At 68.3% G+C, this 21,375-nt stretch carries 18 protein-coding genes; 6 read left to right on the top strand and 12 right to left on the bottom strand.

The genetic code is table 11. The features are described 5' to 3' along the window. The first annotated feature begins 84 nt into the window (after positions 1-84). Together QM806_RS11300 and QM806_RS11295 are read left to right on the top strand one after the other, a co-directional pair. Positions 85-531, top strand: a complete 447-nt coding sequence (locus tag QM806_RS11300) for an SRPBCC family protein (RefSeq protein ID WP_054248050.1) — start codon at positions 85-87, stop codon at positions 529-531. Further along, the gene (locus tag QM806_RS11295; RefSeq protein ID WP_271212878.1) at positions 528-860 is read left to right on the top strand and encodes an ArsR/SmtB family transcription factor; all 333 of its coding nucleotides are present in this window, start codon (positions 528-530) and stop codon (positions 858-860) included. The genes QM806_RS11300 and QM806_RS11295 overlap by 4 nt, the downstream gene beginning before the upstream one ends. 125 nt (positions 861-985) lie before the next feature. On the opposite strand, the gene QM806_RS11290 is transcribed toward QM806_RS11295, so the two are convergent. The 5 genes from QM806_RS11290 to QM806_RS11270 form a co-directional block, all read right to left on the bottom strand. Next, the gene (locus QM806_RS11290; protein ID WP_061041143.1) at positions 986-2,443 is read right to left on the bottom strand and encodes an MFS transporter; all 1,458 of its coding nucleotides are present in this window, start codon (positions 2,441-2,443) and stop codon (positions 986-988) included. 84 nt (positions 2,444-2,527) lie between these two features. After that, positions 2,528-3,100, bottom strand: a complete 573-nt coding sequence (locus QM806_RS11285; protein ID WP_005253374.1) for a TetR/AcrR family transcriptional regulator — start codon at positions 3,098-3,100, stop codon at positions 2,528-2,530. Next, the gene (recR, locus tag QM806_RS11280) at positions 3,097-3,705 is read right to left on the bottom strand and encodes a recombination mediator RecR (RefSeq protein WP_005248644.1); all 609 of its coding nucleotides are present in this window, start codon (positions 3,703-3,705) and stop codon (positions 3,097-3,099) included. The genes QM806_RS11285 and recR overlap by 4 nt, the downstream gene beginning before the upstream one ends. A 9-nt stretch (positions 3,706-3,714) precedes the next feature. Beyond that, on the bottom strand, positions 3,715-4,056 hold the full coding sequence (locus QM806_RS11275; RefSeq protein ID WP_005248645.1) for a YbaB/EbfC family nucleoid-associated protein: 342 nt from the start codon (positions 4,054-4,056) through the stop codon (positions 3,715-3,717). A gap of 117 nt (positions 4,057-4,173) precedes the next feature. Continuing rightward, positions 4,174-4,608, bottom strand: coding sequence for an SRPBCC family protein (locus QM806_RS11270; protein ID WP_054248049.1), 435 nt, complete (start codon positions 4,606-4,608; stop codon positions 4,174-4,176). Between the two features lie 248 nt (positions 4,609-4,856). Here QM806_RS11270 and QM806_RS11265 point away from each other — a divergent pair, with 248 nt between their 5' ends. Beyond that, positions 4,857-6,308 (top strand): FAD-binding oxidoreductase, encoded by a 1,452-nt coding sequence (locus QM806_RS11265; protein ID WP_005562791.1) that lies wholly within the window; start codon positions 4,857-4,859, stop codon positions 6,306-6,308. After that, a complete protein-coding gene (locus tag QM806_RS11260; RefSeq protein WP_005562789.1) occupies positions 6,305-7,606 on the top strand; it encodes a class I SAM-dependent methyltransferase in 1,302 nt (433 codons plus the stop codon). Before QM806_RS11265 ends, QM806_RS11260 begins: the two co-directional genes overlap by 4 nt. Positions 7,607-7,629: 23 nt before the next feature. Here the strand turns inward: QM806_RS11260 and QM806_RS11255 are convergent, their stop codons facing one another. From QM806_RS11255 to QM806_RS11245, 3 genes are all read right to left on the bottom strand, one after another. Continuing rightward, entirely contained in the window at positions 7,630-8,679 is a 1,050-nt protein-coding gene (locus QM806_RS11255) for a type IV toxin-antitoxin system AbiEi family antitoxin domain-containing protein (protein WP_283291372.1), read from the bottom strand. A 157-nt stretch (positions 8,680-8,836) separates the two neighbouring features. Next, entirely contained in the window at positions 8,837-10,975 is a 2,139-nt protein-coding gene (locus tag QM806_RS11250; protein ID WP_007298425.1) for a 3-hydroxyacyl-CoA dehydrogenase NAD-binding domain-containing protein, read from the bottom strand. Between the two features lie 29 nt (positions 10,976-11,004). Next, positions 11,005-12,219: an acetyl-CoA C-acetyltransferase gene (locus tag QM806_RS11245; protein WP_005253367.1), complete on the bottom strand. Its 1,215-nt coding sequence runs from the start codon at positions 12,217-12,219 to the stop codon at positions 11,005-11,007. Positions 12,220-12,453: 234 nt separating this feature from the next. On the opposite strand from QM806_RS11245, the gene QM806_RS11240 reads away from it, so the two are divergent. Beyond that, entirely contained in the window at positions 12,454-14,103 is a 1,650-nt protein-coding gene (locus QM806_RS11240; protein ID WP_054248045.1) for an amidase, read from the top strand. A gap of 10 nt (positions 14,104-14,113) precedes the next feature. Here the strand turns inward: QM806_RS11240 and QM806_RS11235 are convergent, their stop codons facing one another. From QM806_RS11235 to QM806_RS11220, 4 genes are all read right to left on the bottom strand, one after another. Then, positions 14,114-14,788 carry a response regulator gene (locus tag QM806_RS11235; RefSeq protein ID WP_005562778.1) on the bottom strand — a complete coding sequence of 225 codons (675 nt, stop codon included), beginning with the start codon at positions 14,786-14,788 and terminating at the stop codon, positions 14,114-14,116. Then, positions 14,785-16,728, bottom strand: a complete 1,944-nt coding sequence (locus QM806_RS11230) for a sensor histidine kinase (protein WP_283291366.1) — start codon at positions 16,726-16,728, stop codon at positions 14,785-14,787. Before QM806_RS11230 ends, QM806_RS11235 begins: the two co-directional genes overlap by 4 nt. A 44-nt stretch (positions 16,729-16,772) precedes the next feature. After that, the gene (locus tag QM806_RS11225; protein WP_169692759.1) at positions 16,773-17,471 is read right to left on the bottom strand and encodes a hypothetical protein; all 699 of its coding nucleotides are present in this window, start codon (positions 17,469-17,471) and stop codon (positions 16,773-16,775) included. An 85-nt stretch (positions 17,472-17,556) separates the two neighbouring features. After that, positions 17,557-19,815: a DNA polymerase III subunit gamma and tau gene (locus tag QM806_RS11220; protein WP_283291364.1), complete on the bottom strand. Its 2,259-nt coding sequence runs from the start codon at positions 19,813-19,815 to the stop codon at positions 17,557-17,559. 210 nt (positions 19,816-20,025) lie between these two features. Between QM806_RS11220 and QM806_RS11215 the strand changes: the two genes are divergently transcribed. After that, a complete protein-coding gene (locus tag QM806_RS11215) occupies positions 20,026-21,372 on the top strand; it encodes an ammonium transporter (protein WP_005566991.1) in 1,347 nt (448 codons plus the stop codon). Positions 21,373-21,375 lie beyond the last annotated feature (3 nt).

The raw sequence follows: 21,375 nt of genomic DNA, 5'->3' as shown, positions 1-21,375 counted from the left end.
GAGCGCAACCAAAGGGTTGCAGAACGTCGGAAAGAGTGCAACCATGGAGTTGCACATCAACCGTCGTCGAAAAGGTGGCCCACCATGGACGCATCGAGCAGCATCACCCGGACCGTTGTCGTGAACGCCCCGAGATCGGCGGTATGGGCGGCGATCACGGATCCCGACAAGATCAGCCAGTGGTTCGGGCAGCGCACGTCGCTCGACCTCAGCGTCGGCGGCAAGGCCGCCTTCACCTGGGACGAGCACGGCACCGCCCGCGCCGTCGTCACGGAGGTCGACGAACCGAACGCGTTCGGCTTCCGCTGGGCAGCCGACATGGAAGCAGACCCGGTGATCGGCAACTCCACCCTGGTGCGGTTCACGCTGTCCGAGCACGCGGCCGGCACCGAACTGACAGTCGTCGAGACCGGGTTCGACACCCTCGACCGCGACGTCGCCGACCAGAAGCGGGCCCGCGAGGGCAACGTCCAGGGCTGGCACGCCGAACTCGACGAACTGGTCGCGTACCTGCACGGCGTGAAGGCATGACAGGGGGCACGTACGCCGAATTGGCCTCGGTGTTCGCGGCGCTGTCCGACGAGACCCGCTGGGAGATCCTCACCGAACTCGGGCGGGCCGACCAGTCGGCGTCGTCGCTCGCCACCCGGCTTCCGGTGTCGAGGCAGGCCATCGCGAAGCATCTGAATGCGCTGCAGGCCTGCGGACTGGTGGAGTCGGTGAAGGTGGGCCGCGAGATCCGCTACCGCGCGCTGGGCGCCGAGCTCAACAAGACGGCGCGGACGCTGGAACGAATCGGCGCCGAGTGGGATCGCCGGCTGGCCGCCATCAAGCAGATCGCGGAATCGATGGAGGAGTAAAGACCCCAGACAGGGGTTCGGCCGGGAATGCTTCTGCATTCTCGGCCGGATCTCTGCTTCTCGAGTTTTCTCTGCTCACAGGTACATTTCCTCGATCCGCATCACTGACGATACACGTGAGTGATCTACGTCACAAGTGGCTCTACCGGACTTTTCTTCATCCGATCGTGCCCCGGCAGGGCCAGGGACACCGCGAACACCAGGACCGCCAGCACCGCGCACACCCCGTAGGCGATCGAGAAACCGGCGGCCGAGGCGACACCGCCCACCATGCTCGCCGCCAAAACCGTCGCGACCACCGCGCTGCACATGGTGGTACCCATCGTCCGCAGCAGGACGTTGACGCCGTTGGCCGCGGCCATCTGCGTGGACGGCACAGCCCGGACGATCAGCATCGGCAGCGTGCTGTACACCAGCGCGGTGCCGACGGCCGCGACACCGAGCGCCGCGATCACCATCCACAACTCCTTGTGCGGCACGGTGTGCAGCGCGTAGCCGAGGACGAGACAGATCGCGCCCGACAGGATCGTCACCTTCGACCCGTAACGCTCGGACACCCGGGCGCCGACCTGCGCGAAGACGATCATCGACAGACTCGTCGGCAGCTGGCACACCGCGGCCTGGAGGATCGTCAGGCCGTAGCCGGCGTCTCCGCGGGGCGCCTGCAGCAGCTGTGTGGTGATGAGCGCGTTTCCGTAGAACGCGAACCCGACGAGAAGCGCCGTGACGTGCGGCAGCAGCACCGACCGTCGCGCCGACACCCGCAGGTCCACGAGCGGGTTCCGGTTGCGCAGCTGCTGATGTCCCCACAACGCGAACAGGAACACCGCGGACGCGAACATGCCCAGCACCGCGGGACTTCCCCAGCCCCACGAGCTGCCCTGGGTGATCGGGACGAGCAGGCAGACGAGGGCGGCGGTCAGACCGACGGCACCGACACCGTCGAACCGCCCACCCGACCGCACCTCGGACTCGCGGATGAACAGCACCGCGGCCGTGGTGACCGCGAGCCCGATTCCCGCGATGACCCAGAAGAGGACGTGCCAGTTGGAGTACTCGGCGACGGACGCCGCGAACGGCAGTCCGAGCGCCGTGCCGATCCCGAGGGTCGAGCTCATCATGGCGATGGCGCCGTTGACCTTCTCCCGCGGCAATTCGTCGCGGAGGATCGAGATTCCGACCGGGATGACGGCGGCGCCTGCCCCCTGCAGTCCTCGCGCGAAGATCAGGAACGCGATGTCGGACGTCACGGCGCAGATCAACGCGCCGAGCGTCATGAAGACGAAGGCGACGAGAAGCATCCGCTTCTTGCCGAACATGTCGGCGAGCCTGCCGAAGATCGGGGTGACGACCGCGCCGACCAGGAGGGTGGTGGTGATCAGCCAGGACACCGACGTCTGACTCGCGCCGGTGAACGTCGGCATGCTGGGCAGGAGGGGCACCATGACCGTTTGCAGGACGGCCTGGAACACGCCCGCGAACGCGAGAATCGGGAAGAGGTAACGCGATCCGCCGGCAGAGTCCGGCGGTGCGACCGGCTGATCCGCGAGCGCCGACAGTGGGCGCGGCAACGAGATCGTCAAGCGTCACCCCTTGCACAGCTGGTAAATGGTTGTTCACCAGATTAGGTGAACAACCATTTACCCCGCAAGCCGGACAATCCGCCCTCAGCCGTCGAGCAACTCCTGCACCAGCGGGGCATAGTGGGCCACCACCTCTTCCGGGGTGCCTGTCGCGTGCTCCTGCATCATCTTGCGACGCATGACGGCGAGACCCGTCAGCATCGACATCACCAGTTCGGCGCGCAGCCGGGCATTCGGCCCGGGTAGTCGTTCGGCCAGCGCGTCGATCATCTGCGCCGAATAGTTGGCGCGGAGCTTGCGGCTGCTCTCCTCGCTCGGCCCGCTCATGAACAGAATGTTCAACGACAGGGGCTTGTACGGTTCGAGCGGCCGCGCGAACATCGACACCATCCGCTCACCGAGACCGTCCAGCGGACCGCTGAACACGATCTCCGCGGCGGCGCGGAAATCGACGAGCGCGTCGAACAGCTGCTCCTTCGACCCGAAGTACTTGATGATCAGCGGTGCGCTGACCCCGGCGTCCTCGGCGATGTCCTTGAGCGTGATCTCCCGATACGGACGTGTCGCGAACGCCCGCCCCGCCGCGTCGACGATCAGCGACCGCGACTGCTCGGCCGTCCGCTTCACCGGCGCGGCAGTGCCCGGATCCGACGTCACAGCGTGCGTCTCCCCGACAACGCCCTGCCCAGCGTGAGCTCGTCGGCGAACTCGAGGTCGCCGCCCATCGGCAGACCCGACGCGAGCCTGCTGACCGTCAGCCCGGGGAAGTCCCGCAGCATCCGCACCAGATACGTCGCAGTGGCCTCCCCCTCGGTGTTGGGGTCGGTCGCGATGATCACCTCGGAGACGTCGACGCCGTCCTCCTGATTGCCGATGCGCGCGAGCAACTCCCGGATACGGAGCTGATCGGGACCCACCCCGGACAGCGGATCCAGCGCGCCGCCCAGAACGTGATAGCGGCCCTTGAACTCGCGCGTGCGCTCGACGGCCTGGACGTCCTTCGGCTCCTCGACCACACAGATCACCGTGCGGTCGCGGCGCGGATCGGCGCAGATGCGGCAGTGCTCCTTGTCGGAGACCGTGCCGCACACCACACAGAACTGGACGCCGTCGCGCACCCGCTGGAGCGCATTCTTGAGCCGGTCGATCTCCGGCGGCTCGACGCTGAGCAGGTGGAACGCGATGCGCTGTGCGCTCTTCGGCCCGACGCCGGGCAGCTTGCCGAGCTCGTCGATCAGATCCTGAACCGGACCTTCGTACACGCCGCGCCTCTAGAAACCGGGGAGACCGGGCAGGCCTCCCCCACCGAATCCACCCGCGAGCGGACCGAGTTTCTGCGCCGCGATCTCCTGCGCCTTGTTCGACGCGTCCTCGATCGCACCGATCACGAGGTCCTGCAGAGTCTCCACGTCGTCGGGATCGACGACCTTCGGATCGATCTTCAGACCGACCACTTCACCTGTCCCCTTGACCGTCGCGGTCACGAGTCCGCCACCGGCCTGCCCGGTGACCTCGGCCTCGGCCATCTCCTGCTGAGCGGCCATCAGCTGCTGCTGCATCTGCTGTGCCTGCGCGAGGAGCTGCGACATGTCGGGTTGTCCACCTGGTTGCACTGACGTGGTCCTTTCTGCTGTTTCCCCTGCCAGCGTAGACCGTGACCGTCGGCGCGGTCCGGCGCCGACGCCGTCGTGGGACTCACCACGACGGCGCCGGAGCGAACCGGCGTCGCGTCAGGCGAGTTCGCGCTCGAGGTTCGCCAGCACCTGCCCCTGGATCTTCTTCAGACCCAGCGGGGCGAACGTCTTCTCGAAGAAGCCCCCGATGCCGCCCGCGCCCTTCCACTCGGTGGTCGTGGTGACCGTCGAACCGCTGCCGCTCGGGGCGACGACCCAGGTGGTGACGAGCGACGAGTTCGCGTCCGTCTCGGTGATCGTGTTGCCCGCCACGGTGACCGTGGCCTTGATGTCGCGGGACCGCTTCTCGGTGGCCTTCAACGTCCACTGCGCGACGGTGCCGCCACCCTGCCCGCCCTCGAGGACGCGGTAGTCCAGGTACTGCTCCGAGAGGATGCGCGGACGCACCGTCTCGTAGTCCGTCAAGGCCGCGAGCACCTTCTCCGGTGTGGCTGCGACGGTGATCGAACTGCTCGCGCTGACCTGGCCCACTGTTCTGACTCCTCTTGTACGATTTGTACGAAACTGCTTCCTCCTCTCATCCTGCCTTCCGTCCGCGAGTCCGGGCGATGACGTGGCAATCTATTGTGAGGTAGCTCACTTCGACGTGGTCACGACCCGCACATTGATGAGACATTTGTGTGAATCTTCGGTCGACCGCGCCGATATGCGTGGCCTGAACCCGCGGAGAGGGATAGCGTCAGGGTGTGGCTGCCTCTTCGGTTGAACTACTGAAAAGCATGCGGGAGGGTGGACGCCCCTTCCGTGCGCATCGCACTCTGCCCGTCACCGGGATCGACGCTCACCGCGCCGGCGTCGAACGGCTTCTCGCGTCCTACCGCGCGATTCCCACGGACGCCACCGTGCGACTCGCGAAGAAGACGTCCAACCTGTTCCGGGCGCGGGCCCAGACCAGCGCACCCGGCCTCGACGTCTCCGGGCTCGGCGGAGTCATCTCGGTCGACGAGCAGGCCCGGACCGCGGATGTCGCCGGAATGTGCACGTACGAAGACCTGGTGGACGCCACCCTGCCGTACGGGCTGGCGCCGCTGGTGGTTCCGCAACTCAAGACCATCACACTCGGCGGCGCGGTCACCGGCCTCGGCATCGAGTCGACGTCGTTCCGCAACGGGCTCCCCCACGAATCGGTCCTCGAGATCGACGTCCTGACCGGCAGCGGCGACATCGTCACCGCGACACCAGAAGGCGAGAACTCCGACCTGTTCTGGGGGTTCCCCAACTCCTACGGAACCCTCGGCTACTCCACACGACTGCGCATCCAGCTCGAGCCCGTCAAACGGTATGTGGCACTGCGACATCTGCGTTTCGATTCCCTGGACGAGCTGCAGTCGGCGATGGACCGCATCGTCACCGAGCGCGTCCACAACGGCATCCCCGTCGACTACCTGGACGGCGTCGTGTTCACCGCGTCCGAGAGTTACCTGACGCTGGGCCATCAGACCGACGAGGGCGGCCCCGTCAGCGACTACACCGGGCTGAACATCTTCTACCGGTCCATCCAGCACAGCTCCGTGAACCACCCCAAAACGGACAAACTCACCATTCGAGACTACCTGTGGCGCTGGGACACCGACTGGTTCTGGTGCTCACGCGCCTTCGGCGCCCAGAACCCCACCATCCGCCGGCTGTGGCCGAAGAACCTCCTCCGCAGCAGCTTCTACTGGAAGCTCATCGCCCTCGACCACAAGTACGACATCGGCGACCGCCTCGAGAAGCGCAAGGGCAACCCGCCGCGCGAACGCGTCGTGCAGGACGTCGAAGTGCCCATCGAGCGGACCGCGGACTTCGTCCGCTGGTTCCTCGACGAAATCCCGATCGAACCGCTGTGGCTGTGCCCGTTGCGGTTGCGGGAACCTGCCCCCGCCGGCGCGTCCTCGCAACGCCCCTGGCCCCTGTACCCCCTCGAACCGAAACGCACGTACGTGAACATCGGATTCTGGTCATCGGTGCCCATCGTTCCGGGCCGACCCGAGGGCGCCGCGAATCGGCTGATCGAAGACAAGGTCAGTGACTTCGACGGACACAAGTCCCTCTACTCCGATTCGTACTATTCACGAGAAGATTTCGAACGCCTCTACTACGGCGGCGATCGATACACGGAACTGAAAAAACGCTACGACCCGAAATCACGATTACTGGACCTTTTCTCCAAGGCGGTGCAACGTCGATGACAACTCTGAAAGCTTCACGCTCCCAAGACCACAAGCTGACCATCGCAGAGATTCTCGAAACTCTGTCCGACGGCATGCTCCCCCTGCGGTTCTCCGCCTACGACGGCAGCGCCGCCGGCCCGGAGGACGCCCCCTACGGTCTCCACCTCAAGACCACCCGGGGCACCACCTACCTGGCGACCGCCCCCGGCGACCTCGGCATGGCCCGGGCCTACGTGTCCGGCGACCTCGAGGCCCGCGGCGTCCACCCCGGCGACCCGTACGAGATCCTCCGCGTGATGGGCGACGAACTGCACTTCCGCCGTCCGTCCGCGCTCACGCTCGCCGCCATCACGCGCTCGCTCGGCTGGGATCTGCTGCGCCCCATCGCCCCTCCCCCGCAGGAGCACCTCCCGCGGTGGCGTCGAGTCGCGGAAGGGTTGCGGCACTCCAAGTCCCGCGACGCCGAGGTCATCCACCACCACTACGACGTCTCGAACACCTTCTACGAGTACGTCCTCGGCCCGTCCATGACGTACACGTGCGCCTGCTACGAGAACGTCGAGCAGACCCTCGAAGAGGCACAGGACAACAAGTACCGCCTCGTCTTCGAGAAGCTCGGCCTCCAGCCCGGCGACCGACTGCTCGACATCGGCTGCGGCTGGGGATCGATGGTCCGGTACGCCGCCCGCCGCGGCGTCAAGGTCATCGGCGCCACCCTGTCCCGCGAACAGGCCGAATGGGCACAGAAGGCCATCGCCGAAGAAGGACTGTCCGACCTCGCCGAGGTCCGGTTCTCCGACTACCGTGACGTCCCCGAGACCGGATTCGACGCCATCTCCTCGATCGGCCTGACCGAGCACATCGGCGTCGGCAACTACCCCGCCTACTTCGGACTGCTGCAGAGCAAGCTCCGCGAGGGCGGCCGGCTGCTGAACCACTGCATCACCCGGCCCGACAACCAGAGTCAGGCACGCGCAGGCGGCTTCATCGACCGGTACGTCTTCCCCGACGGCGAACTCACCGGCTCCGGACGCATCATCTCCGAGATCCAGAACGTCGGACTCGAGGTGCGGCACGAGGAGAATCTGCGCGAGCACTACGCACTCACCCTCGCCGGCTGGTGCCAGAACCTCGTCGACAACTGGGACGCCTGCGTCGCCGAGGTCGGCGAAGGCACCGCACGTGTGTGGGGTCTCTACATGGCCGGGTCGCGACTGGGCTTCGAACGCAACGTCGTTCAGCTGCACCAGGTCCTCGCCGTCAAGCTCGGCCCCAAGGGCGAGGCGCATGTGCCGCTGCGTCCGTGGTGGAAGTAGGCGGCTCCGCCGCCCGTGAGTGGTTAAGGAGTCTCTGCACTCCTTGACCACTCACAAGCCCCGCAGGTGTTTTCGCCGGGCCTGATCCACCCCTCCCGCACCAGCACGGTCTCCACTTCCCGGGCCACTACACACGGATTCTTCGTCACCTCGTCGAACCCGTAGACGAGTCGTGGACGCCCCTGCAGTTCCGCGGCGTTGTCGCGTCGACGGTCCCGGAACGCGATCTCCGCCATGGCGTGCGCGCGGCGACCGTCGAGTCGCACGATGAGCGGCACACCGTGGTCGGAGTAGTCGCAGTCCTCGAAGAGGGTGCGCCCGTCCACGACCACGGGTGATTGCCGCCGCGCCCGAGGAAGCCCGTGCGCGTCCTCGACGTCGGTGGCGTAGCGGTATTCGAGCACCGACTGGACGCCGTCGGCGAGCAGTCGTGCCGCATCCACGAGCGCCTTGCCGTACCGACGTGGTCGTCGCGCCTCCATGCGTCGCCGGATGTCGCGCAGTGGGATCCGGGCATTGGTCACGAGCGCGATGAGCCGGGTGTAGGCATCCCGTGCCGTGGGCTCGGCGACAGCTACATCGAGAGCCGTATCTGCCCTTGCCGTCCGGGGTTGGTCCGTGTCGACGGCAATGTAGTCGTGCGCCCTCGACCGGTGCACGACGACTCCCGGATGCACGACACTTCCTTCCCGGTGGCACAGACTGACCGACGCGAGGCCCGCACCGACAACGGTCGGAGGCTGAGTGATAGCCGATCTTCCGTAGGGAACAGTGATGTGCACGGGGCGTGCGGGATCGACACGAATCATGTGCCATTCCTCGGCGGCCGTGTGGTGGCTGAGGACCGCGCCGTTGCCTCCGAAGAGCAGCGCGGCTTCCAGGGACATCTCACGAGTGATCGGTCCGTTGCTCACCGAATAGACACCGTGGAGCACAGCTTGCCATCGACCGGATTCGACGCGGTGCCGGACCCTGCTGCGGGGAAACCCGAGGGCGTGGAGTTGTGTGTGGGTGATCAGGCCGAACTGCGCGTCGGCGACGTCTTTCAGGGCGGCGAATTGTGTAGAGACCATACCGGGCACGGTCACCGAGACCCCCGACGGGTCTCGGTGTCGCACCTGGGGAAAGGAATTGCCCTGTGGATAACCCACAGGTTGGGGATAACTCAGCCCGTGCGTGGTTAACGAGTCCAGAGACTCCTTAACCACGCACGGGCGGCGGAGCCGCCTGCTACTTCAGCGAGGCCGGCGGGGTGAAGCGCTCACCGTACTTGGCGGCGAGTTCTTCAGCGCGCTTGACGAAGCCGGCCTGGCCGCCTTCGTAGCCCTGAATGTACTGCGACACACCGCCGGTCCAGGCGGGGAAGCCGATACCCATGATGGAGCCGATGTTGGCGTCGGCGGTGGTGAGGAGCACGCCTTCGTCGAAGCACTTCTGCGTCTCGATGGCCTCGATGAACAGCATGCGCTCGATGAGATCCTGGAACGGCACCTCGAGTTCCTTGGAACCGAAGTTCTCCCGGAGACCGGACCACAGGCCGGTGCGCTTGCCGTCGGCGTAGTCGTAGAAGCCGGCGCCGCCGAGCTTGCCCTTGCGGTCGAACTTGTCGACCATCGTGTTGATGACGTCGCCTGCCGGATCGGCGGGCAGTTCCTTGCCTTCGGCCTTCGCAGCTTCCGCGGTTTCCTTGCGGATCTTCTGCATCAGCGTGAGGTTCAGCTCGTCGGACAGCTGCAGCGGTGCCGCGGGGTAGCCGGCCTGCATGCCTGCCTGCTCGATGGTGGCGGGCTCGATGCCCTCCGCCAGCATGGCGATGGCCTCGTTGATGAACGTGCCGATGACGCGCGAGGTGAAGAAGCCACGCGAGTCGTTGACGACGATCGGCGTCTTGCGGATGGCCTGCACGTAGTCGAAGACGCGCGCGAGGGCTTCGTCGGACGTCTTCTCGCCGCGGATGATCTCGACGAGCGGCATCTTGTCGACGGGGGAGAAGAAGTGGATTCCGATGAAGTCCTCTTGACGCTTCACACCCGTCGCGAGGCCGGTGATCGGCAGGGTCGACGTGTTCGAGCCGAGCAGGGCCGTCGGCTCGACGATGTCCTCGATCTCCTGGAACACCTTGTGCTTCAGGTCCTGCGACTCGAACACGGCCTCGATGACGAAGTCGACACCGGCGAAGTCGGCGGGGTCGGCGGTCGGGGTGATGCGGTCGAGCAGCGTCTTCGACTTCTCCTCGGTGGTCTTGCCACGCGAGAGGGCCTTTGCCTCGATGCCCTCGGAGTACGCCTTGCCCTTGTTGGCGGCCTCGATGGTGACGTCCTTGAGGACGACGTCGAAGCCGGCCTTCGCGGACACGTAGGCGATGCCCGCGCCCATCATTCCGGCACCGAGCACACCGACCTTGGTGATCGGGGTCTTCTCGATGCCCTCGGGGCGGGAGGCGCCGGAGTTGATGGCCTGCAGGTCGAAGAAGAACGCCTGGATCATGTTCTTCGCGACCTGGCCGGTGACCAGCGACGTGAAGTAGCGGGCCTCGATGAGGAGCGCGTTGTCGATGTCGACCTGCGAGCCCTCGACGGCGGCGGCCATGATGGCGCGCGGTGCCGGCATGGGAGCACCCTTGAGCTGCTTGCGCAGGTTCGCGGGGAACGCGGGCAGGTTGGCTGCGAACGCCGGGGTGGACGGGGTGCCGCCGGGGATCCGGTAGCCCTTCTTGTCCCACGGCTGGACGCCGCCCTCGGGGTTGGCCTTGATCCACGCCTTCGCGGCGGGCACCAGCTCCTCGACCGAGGACACGACCTCGTCGATCAGTCCGACCTCCTTGGCCTGCACCGGTCCACGCTGCTGACCCTGGAGCAGCACCTGCATGAGCGCGTTCTGCAGGCCGAGCATGCGGACGGTGCGCACGACGCCACCACCACCGGGCAGCAGGCCGAGTGTGACCTCGGGCAGGCCGATCTTGACGCCCTTCACGTCCGCGGCGACGCGGTGATGCGTGGCCAGGGCGATCTCGAGTCCGCCACCGAGCGCGGCACCGTTGATGGCGGCGACGACGGGCTTGCCGAGCGTCTCGAGTCGGCGCAGGTCCGACTTGATCGCGACGCTGTGGCTGTAGATCTCGTCGGCGTTCTCCGGGCCGACCTTGATCATGTTCTTCAGGTCGCCGCCGGCGAAGAACGTCTTCTTGCCGGACGTGATGACGACACCGGTGATGGAGTCCTTCTCGTCGACGAGGCGGTCGACGGTCGCCTTCATCGAGGAGATGTAGGCGTCGTTCATGGTGTTCGCGCCCTGGTTGGGATCGTCGATGGTGAGCACGACGATGCCGTCGGCGTCCTGCTCCCAGTTGATGATGTTCTGCTCGCTCACTGCTTCAAGTCTCCTGATGGTCCGGGCGGTCAGACGCGCTCGATGATGGTGGCGACGCCCATACCGCCGCCGATGCACAAGGTGATGAGGGCGTACCGGGCGTTGCGGCGTTCGAGCTCGTCGATCATGGTGCCGGTGATCATGGCGCCGGTGGCTCCGAGCGGGTGACCCATCGCGATGGCACCGCCGTTGACGTTGAGCTTCTCGTCGGGGATGTTCAGGTCCTTCTGGAACTTGAGCACGACGGACGCGAATGCCTCGTTGATCTCGAACAGGTCGATGTCGTCGACGGTCAGACCGGCGGCGGCGAGCACCTTCTTCGAGGCCGGGGTCGGGCCGGTGAGCATGATCGTGGAGTCGGCACCGCTGGTGGCCGTCGCGACGACGCGGGCGCGCGGGGTCAGGCTCATGTCCTTGCCCGCCTGCTCGGATCCGACGAGGACCAGTGCGGCGCCGTCGACGATGCCGGAGCTGTTGCCGCCGTGGTGGACGTGGTTGATCTTCTCGACCCAGTGGTACTTCTGCAGCGACACGGCATCGAAGCCGCCCATCTCGCCGACGCCGGCGAACGACGGGTTGAGGCCCGCGAGGTTCTCGAGTGTGGTGCCGGGACGCATGTGCTCGTCCTGATCGAGGACGGTGAGGCCGTTGATGTCCTTGACCGGGACGACGGACTTGGCAAAGTAACCGCCCGTCCACGCCTTCGCGGCGAGGTCCTGCGAGCGGACGGCGTACGCGTCGACGTCCTCGCGGGAGAAGCCCTCGATGGTGGCGATCAGGTCGGCGCCCACACCCTGGGGAACGAAGTAGTTGTCGTAGTTGGTGGCCGGGTCGAGCGCCCACGGTCCACCGTCGGAGCCCATCGGCACGCGGGACATCGACTCGACGCCACCGGCGATGACCAGTTCGTCCCAGCCGGAGCGCACCTTCTGCGCGGCGGTGTTGACGGCCTCGAGGCCGGATGCGCAGAACCGGTTCAGCTGGACGCCACCGACGGTGTCGGGCAGTCCGGCGTCGTTGACCGCGACGCGCGCGATGTCCATGCCCTGGTCGCCGACCGGGGTGACGACGCCGAGGATCAGGTCCGAGATGCGATCCTCGTCGAGGTCGGGGAAGCGGGCGCGGAGCTCGTCGATCAGGCCGGTGACCAGCGAGATCGGCTTGACCGAGTGCAGCGAACCGGTCTTCTTTCCGCGGCCACGCGGGGTGCGGATGGCTTCATAAATGAATGCCTCTGTGGTCACTGTGGAGTGTTCCTTCCTTATCTGCGTCGACGCCGACCGTGCACACGGCGCTCTGCACGGGCATACCCCGGCACGTTCACCTTAGAACGTGTTGCAAAACGGAAGGAAGGACCGAAGCGATCCTGGATCGTGACCCAGGCGATCACGATCGGCCGGTCTCCACCATGCCCGGCCCGACCTTTCGTGCTGTAATGACGCGGCGCTCGACCCGATCCGAGCGGAGGAGAACACGCTGTGACCACCCGACTGTCCCGTCGGCAACTGTTCGGCGCCGCGACCGCGGGTGCGGTGACCGTTGCCGGGCTGGGGCGTGCCGCAGCGTCCGCGAACCCGGCTCTCCGACTGCCGTCCCCTGGCGCGATCACCGCGTCCGATCCGGCTCTCCTCAGTGCGGTCGAGGCCGCGTCGCTGTTGCAGTCCCGGGCGCTGCATCCGCGCGAACTGCTCGACGCGTGCCTGGCACGCAGCGCCGCGCACGACGGCGGCATCGGGGCGTGGATCCGCATCTATCCCGAGCAGGCGTACGAGGCCGCGGAGTCGGCCGCGCATCGGCTGGCGGCAGGGTCCGCGCCGCCGGTCTGCGGATTGCCGATCGCACTGAAAGACCTGTACGCGGTGGTCGGGCTGCCCGTGACGGCGTCGAGCGGCGTCCTCGAGGGCAACATCGCCGCCGGCGATTCCGGGGTGTGGCGGCAACTGCGCGACGCGGGCATGGTGCTGATGGGCCACGCGCACACCCATGAGTTCGCCGTCGGAACCGCCACACCGCAGGTGGGGAACCCGTGGGACGTCGAGTACTCGCCGGGTGGTTCGTCCGGTGGCAGCGCCGCCGCCCTCGCCGCACGATTCGCGCCTTGTGCGGTGGGAACCGACACCGGCGGGTCGCTGCGCATTCCCGCGAGCGCGTGCGGGATCACGTCGATCAAACCGACGTTCGGCCGGTGCAGCACCAGCGGGGTGATTCCGCTGACCTGGACGCGCGATCACACCGGCCCGATGGGACGCAGTGTCGCCGACGCGTCGCTGCTCCTGAGCCACATGGCGGGTGTCGACGTCGACGATCCCAGCACGTCGGTGGGTCCGGACGTTCCCGCGGAGGGTTACCCGCTGACCGCCGCGGGCGGGTCACGCCCACTGTCCGGCACGCGCTTCGGGTTGCCGCGAGGTGTCGCCGACGAGCTGCCCGGCCCGATCGGGTCCCTGTTCTCCGCGTTCCTCGACCTCGTCCGCGCGCTGGGCGGCGAGATCGTCGACGTGACCGTGCCCGACGTCCCGAAGGGGCTGCTGAGCGGAGATTATGCCGAGTTCGGCTCGTACCACCGGCAGTTCGCGGACCGGCTCCCGGCGTACGGTCCGGAGTCGGCGATCGCCGCGACCGCGGCGATGGCGAGCCTCGCCCTCCCTGTCGCGGACTACTTCGCTCTCGAACGCGCACGCCTGCGCTTCCAGCACGACTACAACCGGATGTTCGCCGAGCACCGGCTGGATGCGATTCTGCGTCCCGGCGCCCTCACCGACGGGGTGCGGCGCGACGCACTCTCCGATTCGAGCGTGTTCGCCGGTGCGCGGGAAAACTACTTCTGGGCCAACTACACGGGAGCACCGGTCGTCTGCACCCCGGTGGGCCGGTCCGCGGCCACCGGCATTCCGTTCGGGGTGCAACTGGGCGGGGTTCCGTGGTCCGAGGCGTCGCTGATCTCCATCGTCCTGGAACTGCAGGAGGCGCAGCCGGTGTGGCGGGACACGCCGCCGATCGGTCCGTCGCCGCGGCGGATCCCCGAGGTGCGGGTGGCAGCCCCCGGTGCCGGACCGACCGCAACCAACACAAACGACACGGGCCCGGGCATCCGGTTCGTGCCGACGACGTCGACCGCGGCAGTGTGACCTCGCGCGGTCAGGCGTCGAGGCCGAGACCCGCGTCCCGCGCCCGGACGATCGCGGTGGGACGGTCGGGCACACCGAGTTTGGCCAGCACGTTCGACACGTGGTTGCGCACCGTCTTCGGGCTCAGCACGAGCCGCCGCGAAATGCTCGCGTTGTCGTAGCCGCGGGCAACGAGGTCGAGGACCTCACGCTCCCGGTCGGTCAGCTCGGGAAACACCGTGGGCCCCACCCTGCGTGAGGCGGCCATGAAGCTCATCGCGCGCGCCGCCACCGCGGCGCCGAGGATCACCTCCCCGTTGGCGACCGCCCGGACCGCCCGTTCGACCTCCCCTGGATCGGCCCCCTTCACCAGGTAGCCGCGAGCCCCGGCACGCACCGACGCGACCAGCGACTCGTCGTCCTCGTGCATGGTCACCACGAGCACCCGCAGTGCGGGGTGCCGCTCAAGGAGCCGCCGGGTGGCGTCCACCCCCGAACCGTCCCCGAGTTCGAGGTCCATCAGCACCACGTCGACGTCGCCGTCGACGACGTCGAGCGCCTCCGCGACGGAGCTGGCCTGCGCGGCCACCTCCATGCCGTCCAGCGTCGACAGCAACGCGACCATCCCCAGCCGGAACACCGGGTGGTCGTCGACGACGGCGACCCGGATGGACGACGTGGTGGAATTCGTGGTGCCTGCGCTCATGATGCGGTCAACGGTAACCGGGCCGTGACCACCGTGCCTGTCGGACGGGCGGATTCGATGTGGAGCGTGCCACCGAGTTCGTGGGCCCGCTCGCGCATCGACCGGGTCCCGACGCCGCCGCCCCCGGTCGGATCGAACCCGCACCCGTCGTCGTGGATGACGACCGTGAGCATCTCCCGCGCGAACGTGGCGTCGACGCGGCAGCCGTCGGCGCCGCTGTGCCTGCGCGCGTTGGTGACGGCCTCGACGACGATCCCGTACGCGGCGGCGCCGATCTCCGCACCCAGCCTCGGCGGCAGATCGGCCTGCACCCGCAGCCGGAATCCGCTGCGCGACTGGTTGGCTGCCAGTTCGTGCAGCGCCGGGACCAGTCCGAGCTCGTCGAGCACCGGCGGGAACATGCTGCGGGACAGCTGCCGGACGCCCTCCACCTGATGGTCGAGTTGCTCCTGCAACGCGCCGATGAGTTCCGCGGCGGCGGCCGGGTCCGAGCCGAGCAGGTTCCGGGCGCCCTGCAGGCCGAGTCGGATACCCGCCAGCGACGGACCCAGCCCGTCGTGCAGTTCGCGGCGAATCATCTGCCGCTCCTCCAGTCGCACGGACGCCAGCCGGCGTCGCGCCTCCTGCAGGTTCTCCGCCGACTGCAGCACCACGAGACCGGCCGTCACCACCGCCGACAGCTCGGTGAGCGACCGGCGGGTGCGCGCCCCCAGCGACTCCCCCGGCGGCGCCGTCACGACCATCGTCCCCAGCGCCGCACCCCGGTGGACCAGCTCCACCGACTCGGCGTGCCCCGTCGCCGAACCCCACACCGCGGCAACCCCGCTGGTGCGCCGCACGGACACGGATTCGAGCCGCAACGCGACACCCACGCCGGCAGCGAGACCCTCCAGGAGTTGTTCCGGGGTCTCGGCACTGCCGAACTGCCGGCCCAGGGTCCGGACGGCCCGCGCCGGATCCGCGCCCTCGCCGTAGACGAGGCGGTGCACCCGCCGCTGCAGCCACAGCCGGACCGGCTGCACCGCGACGGCGACGACACCCGCCGCGACCACCTGCGCCCCCACCGAATCACCCTCGGGCAGCAGCGCCGTCACGGCCGTGGCCACCACCACGTAGAGCGCCAGCAGCAGGACGGTGAGCGTACCGGCCACGGTCGCGCGGCTGACGGCCAGATTCAGCCCCCACATGCGCTGGCGCAGGATGCACACCAGGATCGCGACCGGATAGAACGCCTGAACAGCCAAGTGCACCAACGGGTTGAGCACCCACAGTCCCGGCAGCGACGCGGGCAGGGTCAACGGAATGTACGCGGCGGTCATCAGCGCCGTGCCGAGGCACATCCATCCGAGCCCGACACGCTCGTCGGGTGGGCCGTGCCGCCACCGCCACCCGCAGTCCGCTGCCGCCGCGGAGCCGACGACGAGAACGGGCACGATCACCCACACCGCGGGGATCTCCGTGAACGTGCGGGACCAGAAGTACCAGGCCGTCGCGGCGATACCCGCGAGGACGCCGAGTTTCGCGCCGACGCCCAGCGGGTGGTCGCGGATCAGCCACGGCACGATCAGGAACAGGCTGAGCGTTCCGGGAATCCACGCCGTGTTCTGCAGCGGCGACAGCACGTCGACCCACGGCAGCCCGGGACGCACGACCGCGAGTTGCGAACAGCTGTAGCTCAGCGCAGCGAGACCCACGCCGATCGCGGTGAGCCCCATGATGATCGGCACGGGGTGCACCCGCCGCGCGAGGACGACGCCCGCCACGGTTCCGTAGACCGCCGCCCCGACGACGTCCACCAGGAAGAACAGTTGGTTCGAATCGATGCCCGGATCGGCCCGGACGAACGCCACCACCGACAGGACGACCAGAATCCAGGCGGACACCGCCATGACAGCAGCAGGTACGGGCGCACCGCCCGTACCTGCCGACCCCTCGGTCATTCGAGTGTCCTTCTGCTTCACCATGATGCGAACGAGTATCGCCCCTACTCGCGCACGGTGTCGGCGAAAGCGAAACCGATCGCGCTCACCAGCACCCACAGCGGTCCCGTGAACCCGGCGAGGTACTGCAGCGGCGAGACGCCGATGACGGCCGTCACCAGGCCCAGGACCAGGCTGACCCAGCCGATCCACCGTGGGCCCGCCTGTCCGCGCAGCAGTGCGACGGCCACCGCCACCGCGCTGACACCCGCGCCCGCCCACAGCCACGGGATGGTGCCCATCCAGTGGCCGCCGACCACCGCGAACTCCGGCACCAGCTGTTCGTTGTCACCGAGACCGAACACCAGCTCGGTGGTCAGGCCGGTCCCCAGCAGGCACGCCGCCGACGTCAGGACCAGACCGAACGCCGCGACCGACGGCAGGATGCTCTCGGCGGGCAATGCGGCTCGCAGCCGCTGGGACAGCCCGGCGGCGAACACGAGGATCAGCAGCGCCGCGGTCATGATCGACACGTGCATGACGAGGATCCCCGTGCGCTGTCCGGCGAGGCCGTTCATGATGGCAACCGGGTCACCGGCCGACGCCTCCGCGTAGACCGCGTCGATCGACATGCTCGCCTGGATGCCGACGATTCCGGCCACGCCGGCGAGGACTCCGACGTAGGCCCACCACCGGCCACCTCGCGGTCGCCCGGTCGCCGGGACCTCGTTCTGCACGCCGTCTGGAACATTCACTGTGCTCATGGGACGAGAATCGGCCACCCGGCGTCCCGGGCACCAGGGGCGGATGTCCCGACGTTTCGGGACCGGCGACGACTGCCCTGTCGGGTCAGCCCTCGAGCTTCTTGGCCCCGAGCATGTCCTTGAGCAGTTCGAACGCCACGTCTTCCGGGTCGCGGCGGGTCGCGGGGTCGGCGGGTTCCGCCGCCTCCGCGAACATCTCTTCCTCGTCCTCGGGTGTGGAGACGGGCGGCGTCGTCGCCGAAGCCTCGTAGTCGATCGGCCCGGGATCGTCCGGGTAGTCGGGTGCCTCCGGCGGCGGAATGTCGTCGTCCGGCTCGGACGACGGACGTGCCTGACCCGCACCCGGACCCGAGTCGGAGCGCTGCGTGTCGGACGGCTGCTGCGGCGGACGCTGCGCAGTCTTCTCCTGGCTGGGCCGGGAGAATCGCGGTGCGCCTGCCGGCTTCGTCGGCGCTGCAGCGGCCTTCGCGACCGGTGGGGGCGGCGCCGTCGGAGCACCGGCCTGATACTCCACTTCCCAGGTGCCGCCGAACATCTCGGTGAGCACCTCGGTGATCACCTGGGCGTTGTGCGGTGACGCGATGCGAGCGCCCAGGTTGGGGACGGGGTGCGCCAGGATCAGGCGGTTGCCCTGAACGTCGTGCACCGTCGCGGCCGACAACATGGCGGGCAGAATCTTGTTCCGCTGACTCACCTTCTCGCGCAGCGAGTTCCAGGACTCGCGCAGCGCGGCGGCATCCGGGCCGGTCGATGCGGCGGGCTCCGCCTCCACTTCGGGGGCGAGCGGTGGCTCCGGCTCCGGTTCGGGAGTCGGTTCCGGCGCAGGAGTCGGTTCCGGTGCAGGAGTCGGTTCGGGTTCCGGGACGGGAGCGGGCGCCGGCGCGGGGGCCGGCTCGAGCTCGGGTGCGGGAACAGGGGCCGGTTCGGGCGCGGGCGTCGGTTCGGGGACAGGCGTCGGCTCGGGCTGCGGCTCCGGTTCGGGAACGGGTGTCGGCGCGGGTTCCGGAACCGGCCGCGGCATGGGTTCGGGTTCCGGCTCGGGCGGCGGGGGCACGGTGGCTGCCGCGGCCTGGCGCAGGGACGGTCGCTGGAACTTCGGTTCCGGTTCCGGCTCGGCAGGCGGTTGCGGCGCACGCGCAGGAGCCGCCGTGGGCCGCTCGGCCGCGTCGACGGCCGGCGCCGACCCGGCGGGCGGAAGTCCGCGTTCGACGCGTTCGAGTCGCTGCAGCACCGCGGACTCCGCATCGGACGCCGAGGGCAGCAGCATCCGGGCGCACATCACTTCGAGCAGCAGGCGGGGGGCGGTGGCGCCGCGCATCTCACCGAGGCCCGCGTGCATCACCTCGGCGTAGCGGGTGAGCGTGGCGGGACCGATCCGCTGGACCTGGGCGCGCATGTGCTCGAGCACGTCGCCGGGCGCGTCGACCAGGCCACGTTCGGCGGCGTCGGGCACCGCCTGCATCAGGATGAGATCGCGCAGGCGCTCGAGCAGGTCGACGGCGAACCGGCGCGGATCGTGGCCTGCGTCCATGACCCGGTCGACCGTCCCGAACAGCGCTGCACCGTCACCGGTGGCGAGCGCGTCCACGGCGTCGTCGATGAGCGCGACGTCGGTGACGCCGAGCAGCGCGAGCGCGCGCGGGTAGGTGACGCCCTCGTCGCCGGCTCCGGCGAGCAGCTGATCGAGGATGCTCAGCGAGTCACGCGGCGAACCGCCACCCGCGCGGATGACCAGCGGATACACCGGGTCGGCGACCGGCACACTCTCCTGGTGGCAGATCTTCTCCAGCAACCCGCGCATCGTCGCCGGCGCGAGCAACCGGAACGGGTAGTGATGGGTGCGCGAACGGATGGTCGGCAGCACCTTCTCGGGTTCGGTGGTGGCGAAGATGAAGATGAGGTGCTCCGGCGGCTCCTCGACGATCTTGAGGAGCGCGTTGAAACCGGCCGTGGTGACCATGTGGGCCTCGTCAACGATGAACACCCGGTACCGCGACTCGGCGGGCGCGTAGAACGCGCGGTCACGCAGCTCACGGGTGTCGTCGACGCCACCGTGGCTGGCCGCGTCGAGTTCGGTGACGTCGAGGTTGCCCGATCCGCCGGGGCCGAGCGCCACGCACGAGGGGCACTGGCCGCACGGCGTCGAGGTCGGACCCTCGACGCAGTTCAGCGATCGGGCCAGGATGCGGGCAGACGACGTCTTGCCACAGCCGCGGGGACCGGAGAACAGATACGCGTGGTTGATCCGTCCGGCGTCGAGAGCGGTGCTCAGTGGTTCGGTGACGTGCTCCTGCCCCACCACCTCGGCGAAGGATGCGGGTCGGTACTTCCGGTACAGGGCCACGCGGAAAGACTACCGGCGGTCCCCGACAGTCCGGGCCGGGTGGTCGAAGCGCCCGCTCAGCACCCGCTCGGGGCGCTACTCACAAGCAAAAGTCCGAACCTGACCGCATTGTGTAACACGTTCGCAACGCAGCGGCAGCACAGTGGAAACCGCTCGCGGTCATCGTGACTTTCCGCGCCGGGTTTCGTCCCGGTGTGTGAGGAGAATGTCGTGCCTGCAATCGACGCCGGAGCAACCGCCTGGCTTCTGATCAGTACCGCGCTGGTCCTTCTGATGACGCCGGGCCTCGCCCTGTTCTACGGCGGGATGGTCCGTTCCACCGGCGTACTGAACATGATCATGATGAGCTTCGTGTCGATCGCCCTGGTCACGGTCGCGTGGCTGGTGGCCGGATACTCCCTCATCTTCGGCGACGACATCGGCGGTGGACTGATCGGCGGGCTGGAGCACCTGGGGATGGTGGGCATCGACCCGACCACCGTCCACGGGCAGGTCCCCGAGATCCTGTTCGCCACGTTCCAGCTGACGTTCGCGATCATCACCGCCGCGCTGATCAGCGGCGCGATCGCCGACCGGGCCAAGTTCTCGGCCTGGATGATCTTCGTGCCCGTCTGGGCCCTCGTCGTCTACGCACCAGTCGCACACTGGGTGTGGAACCCGCAGGGCTGGATCGCGCAGTTCGGCGCCCTCGACTACGCGGGCGGACTGGTCGTCGAGATCGTGTCCGGCGCGTCGGGCCTGGCGCTGGCGCTGGTCCTGGGCCCGCGCCTCGGATTCCGGTCCGAGTCGATGCGCCCCCACAACCTTCCGCTGGTGCTGCTGGGCGTCGGCCTGCTCTGGTTCGGCTGGTTCGGTTTCAACGCCGGCTCGGCGCTCGCCGCCGACGGCACGGCCGCCGCGATCTTCCTCAACACCCTCGTCGCCGGGTGCACGGGCCTGCTCGGGTGGCTCCTCGTCGAGCAGAAGCGGGACGGCCACCCCACCACCTTCGGTGCGGCGTCCGGCGTCGTCGCGGGTCTGGTCGCGATCACCCCGTCCTGCGGCACCGTCAGCATGGTCGGGGCGCTGGTCGTCGGCGCCGTCGCCGGTGTGGTCTGCTCGTTCGCCGTCGGCTGGAAGTTCCGCCTCGGGTACGACGACTCGCTCGACGTCGTGGGTGTCCACCTGATGGGTGGCATCGTCGGCACCCTCCTGATCGGACTGCTGGCCACCGAGGTCATGACCGACGGACCGGAAGGCCTCTTCTACGGGGGCGGGTTCGCGCAACTCGGCAAGCAGTTGCTGGCCGTGGTGGTCGTCGCCCTGTACGCGTTCGGCGTGACGTACGCGCTGGGCAAACTGATCGACCGAATCTTCGGGTTCCGGGTGAGCGCGGAGGACGAGTCGTCCGGCATCGACCTCGCGTTGCACGCCGAATCGGCGTACGAACACGGTGTGCTCGGGCACGGTCCGGGCGGCGGCGGTCAGGGCAACAGCGTCTTCCCGTGGATGCACGAGGCCGAACGCCGGCGGCACCTGGACGCCGAGCGAAAGCAGAAGCCGTCCGATCCCGAGTAGCGG

This window comes from Rhodococcus sp. IEGM 1351, assembly GCF_030056875.1.
GTDB classification, from domain to species: Bacteria; Actinomycetota; Actinomycetes; order Mycobacteriales; family Mycobacteriaceae; genus Rhodococcus_F; species Rhodococcus_F opacus.
Note: the sequence above shows the minus strand (reverse complement) of the source record. Positions and strands in the feature narration are given on the sequence as shown.

Excerpts from the sequence above, each read along its gene's own strand:
- QM806_RS11230 (WP_283291366.1), bottom strand. The coding sequence starts at position 16,728 with ATGACCGAGGGGTCGGCAGGTACGGGCGGTGCGCCCGTACCTGCTGCT.
- QM806_RS11255 (WP_283291372.1), bottom strand. The coding sequence starts at position 8,679 with ATGGTCTCTACACAATTCGCCGCCCTGAAAGACGTCGCCGACGCGCAG.
- QM806_RS11235 (WP_005562778.1), bottom strand. The coding sequence starts at position 14,788 with ATGAGCGCAGGCACCACGAATTCCACCACGTCGTCCATCCGGGTCGCC.
- QM806_RS11295 (WP_271212878.1), top strand. The coding sequence starts at position 528 with ATGACAGGGGGCACGTACGCCGAATTGGCCTCGGTGTTCGCGGCGCTG.
- QM806_RS11265 (WP_005562791.1), top strand. The coding sequence starts at position 4,857 with ATGCGGGAGGGTGGACGCCCCTTCCGTGCGCATCGCACTCTGCCCGTC.
- QM806_RS11225 (WP_169692759.1), bottom strand. The coding sequence starts at position 17,471 with ATGAGCACAGTGAATGTTCCAGACGGCGTGCAGAACGAGGTCCCGGCG.
- QM806_RS11260 (WP_005562789.1), top strand. The coding sequence starts at position 6,305 with ATGACAACTCTGAAAGCTTCACGCTCCCAAGACCACAAGCTGACCATC.
- QM806_RS11300 (WP_054248050.1), top strand. The coding sequence starts at position 85 with ATGGACGCATCGAGCAGCATCACCCGGACCGTTGTCGTGAACGCCCCG.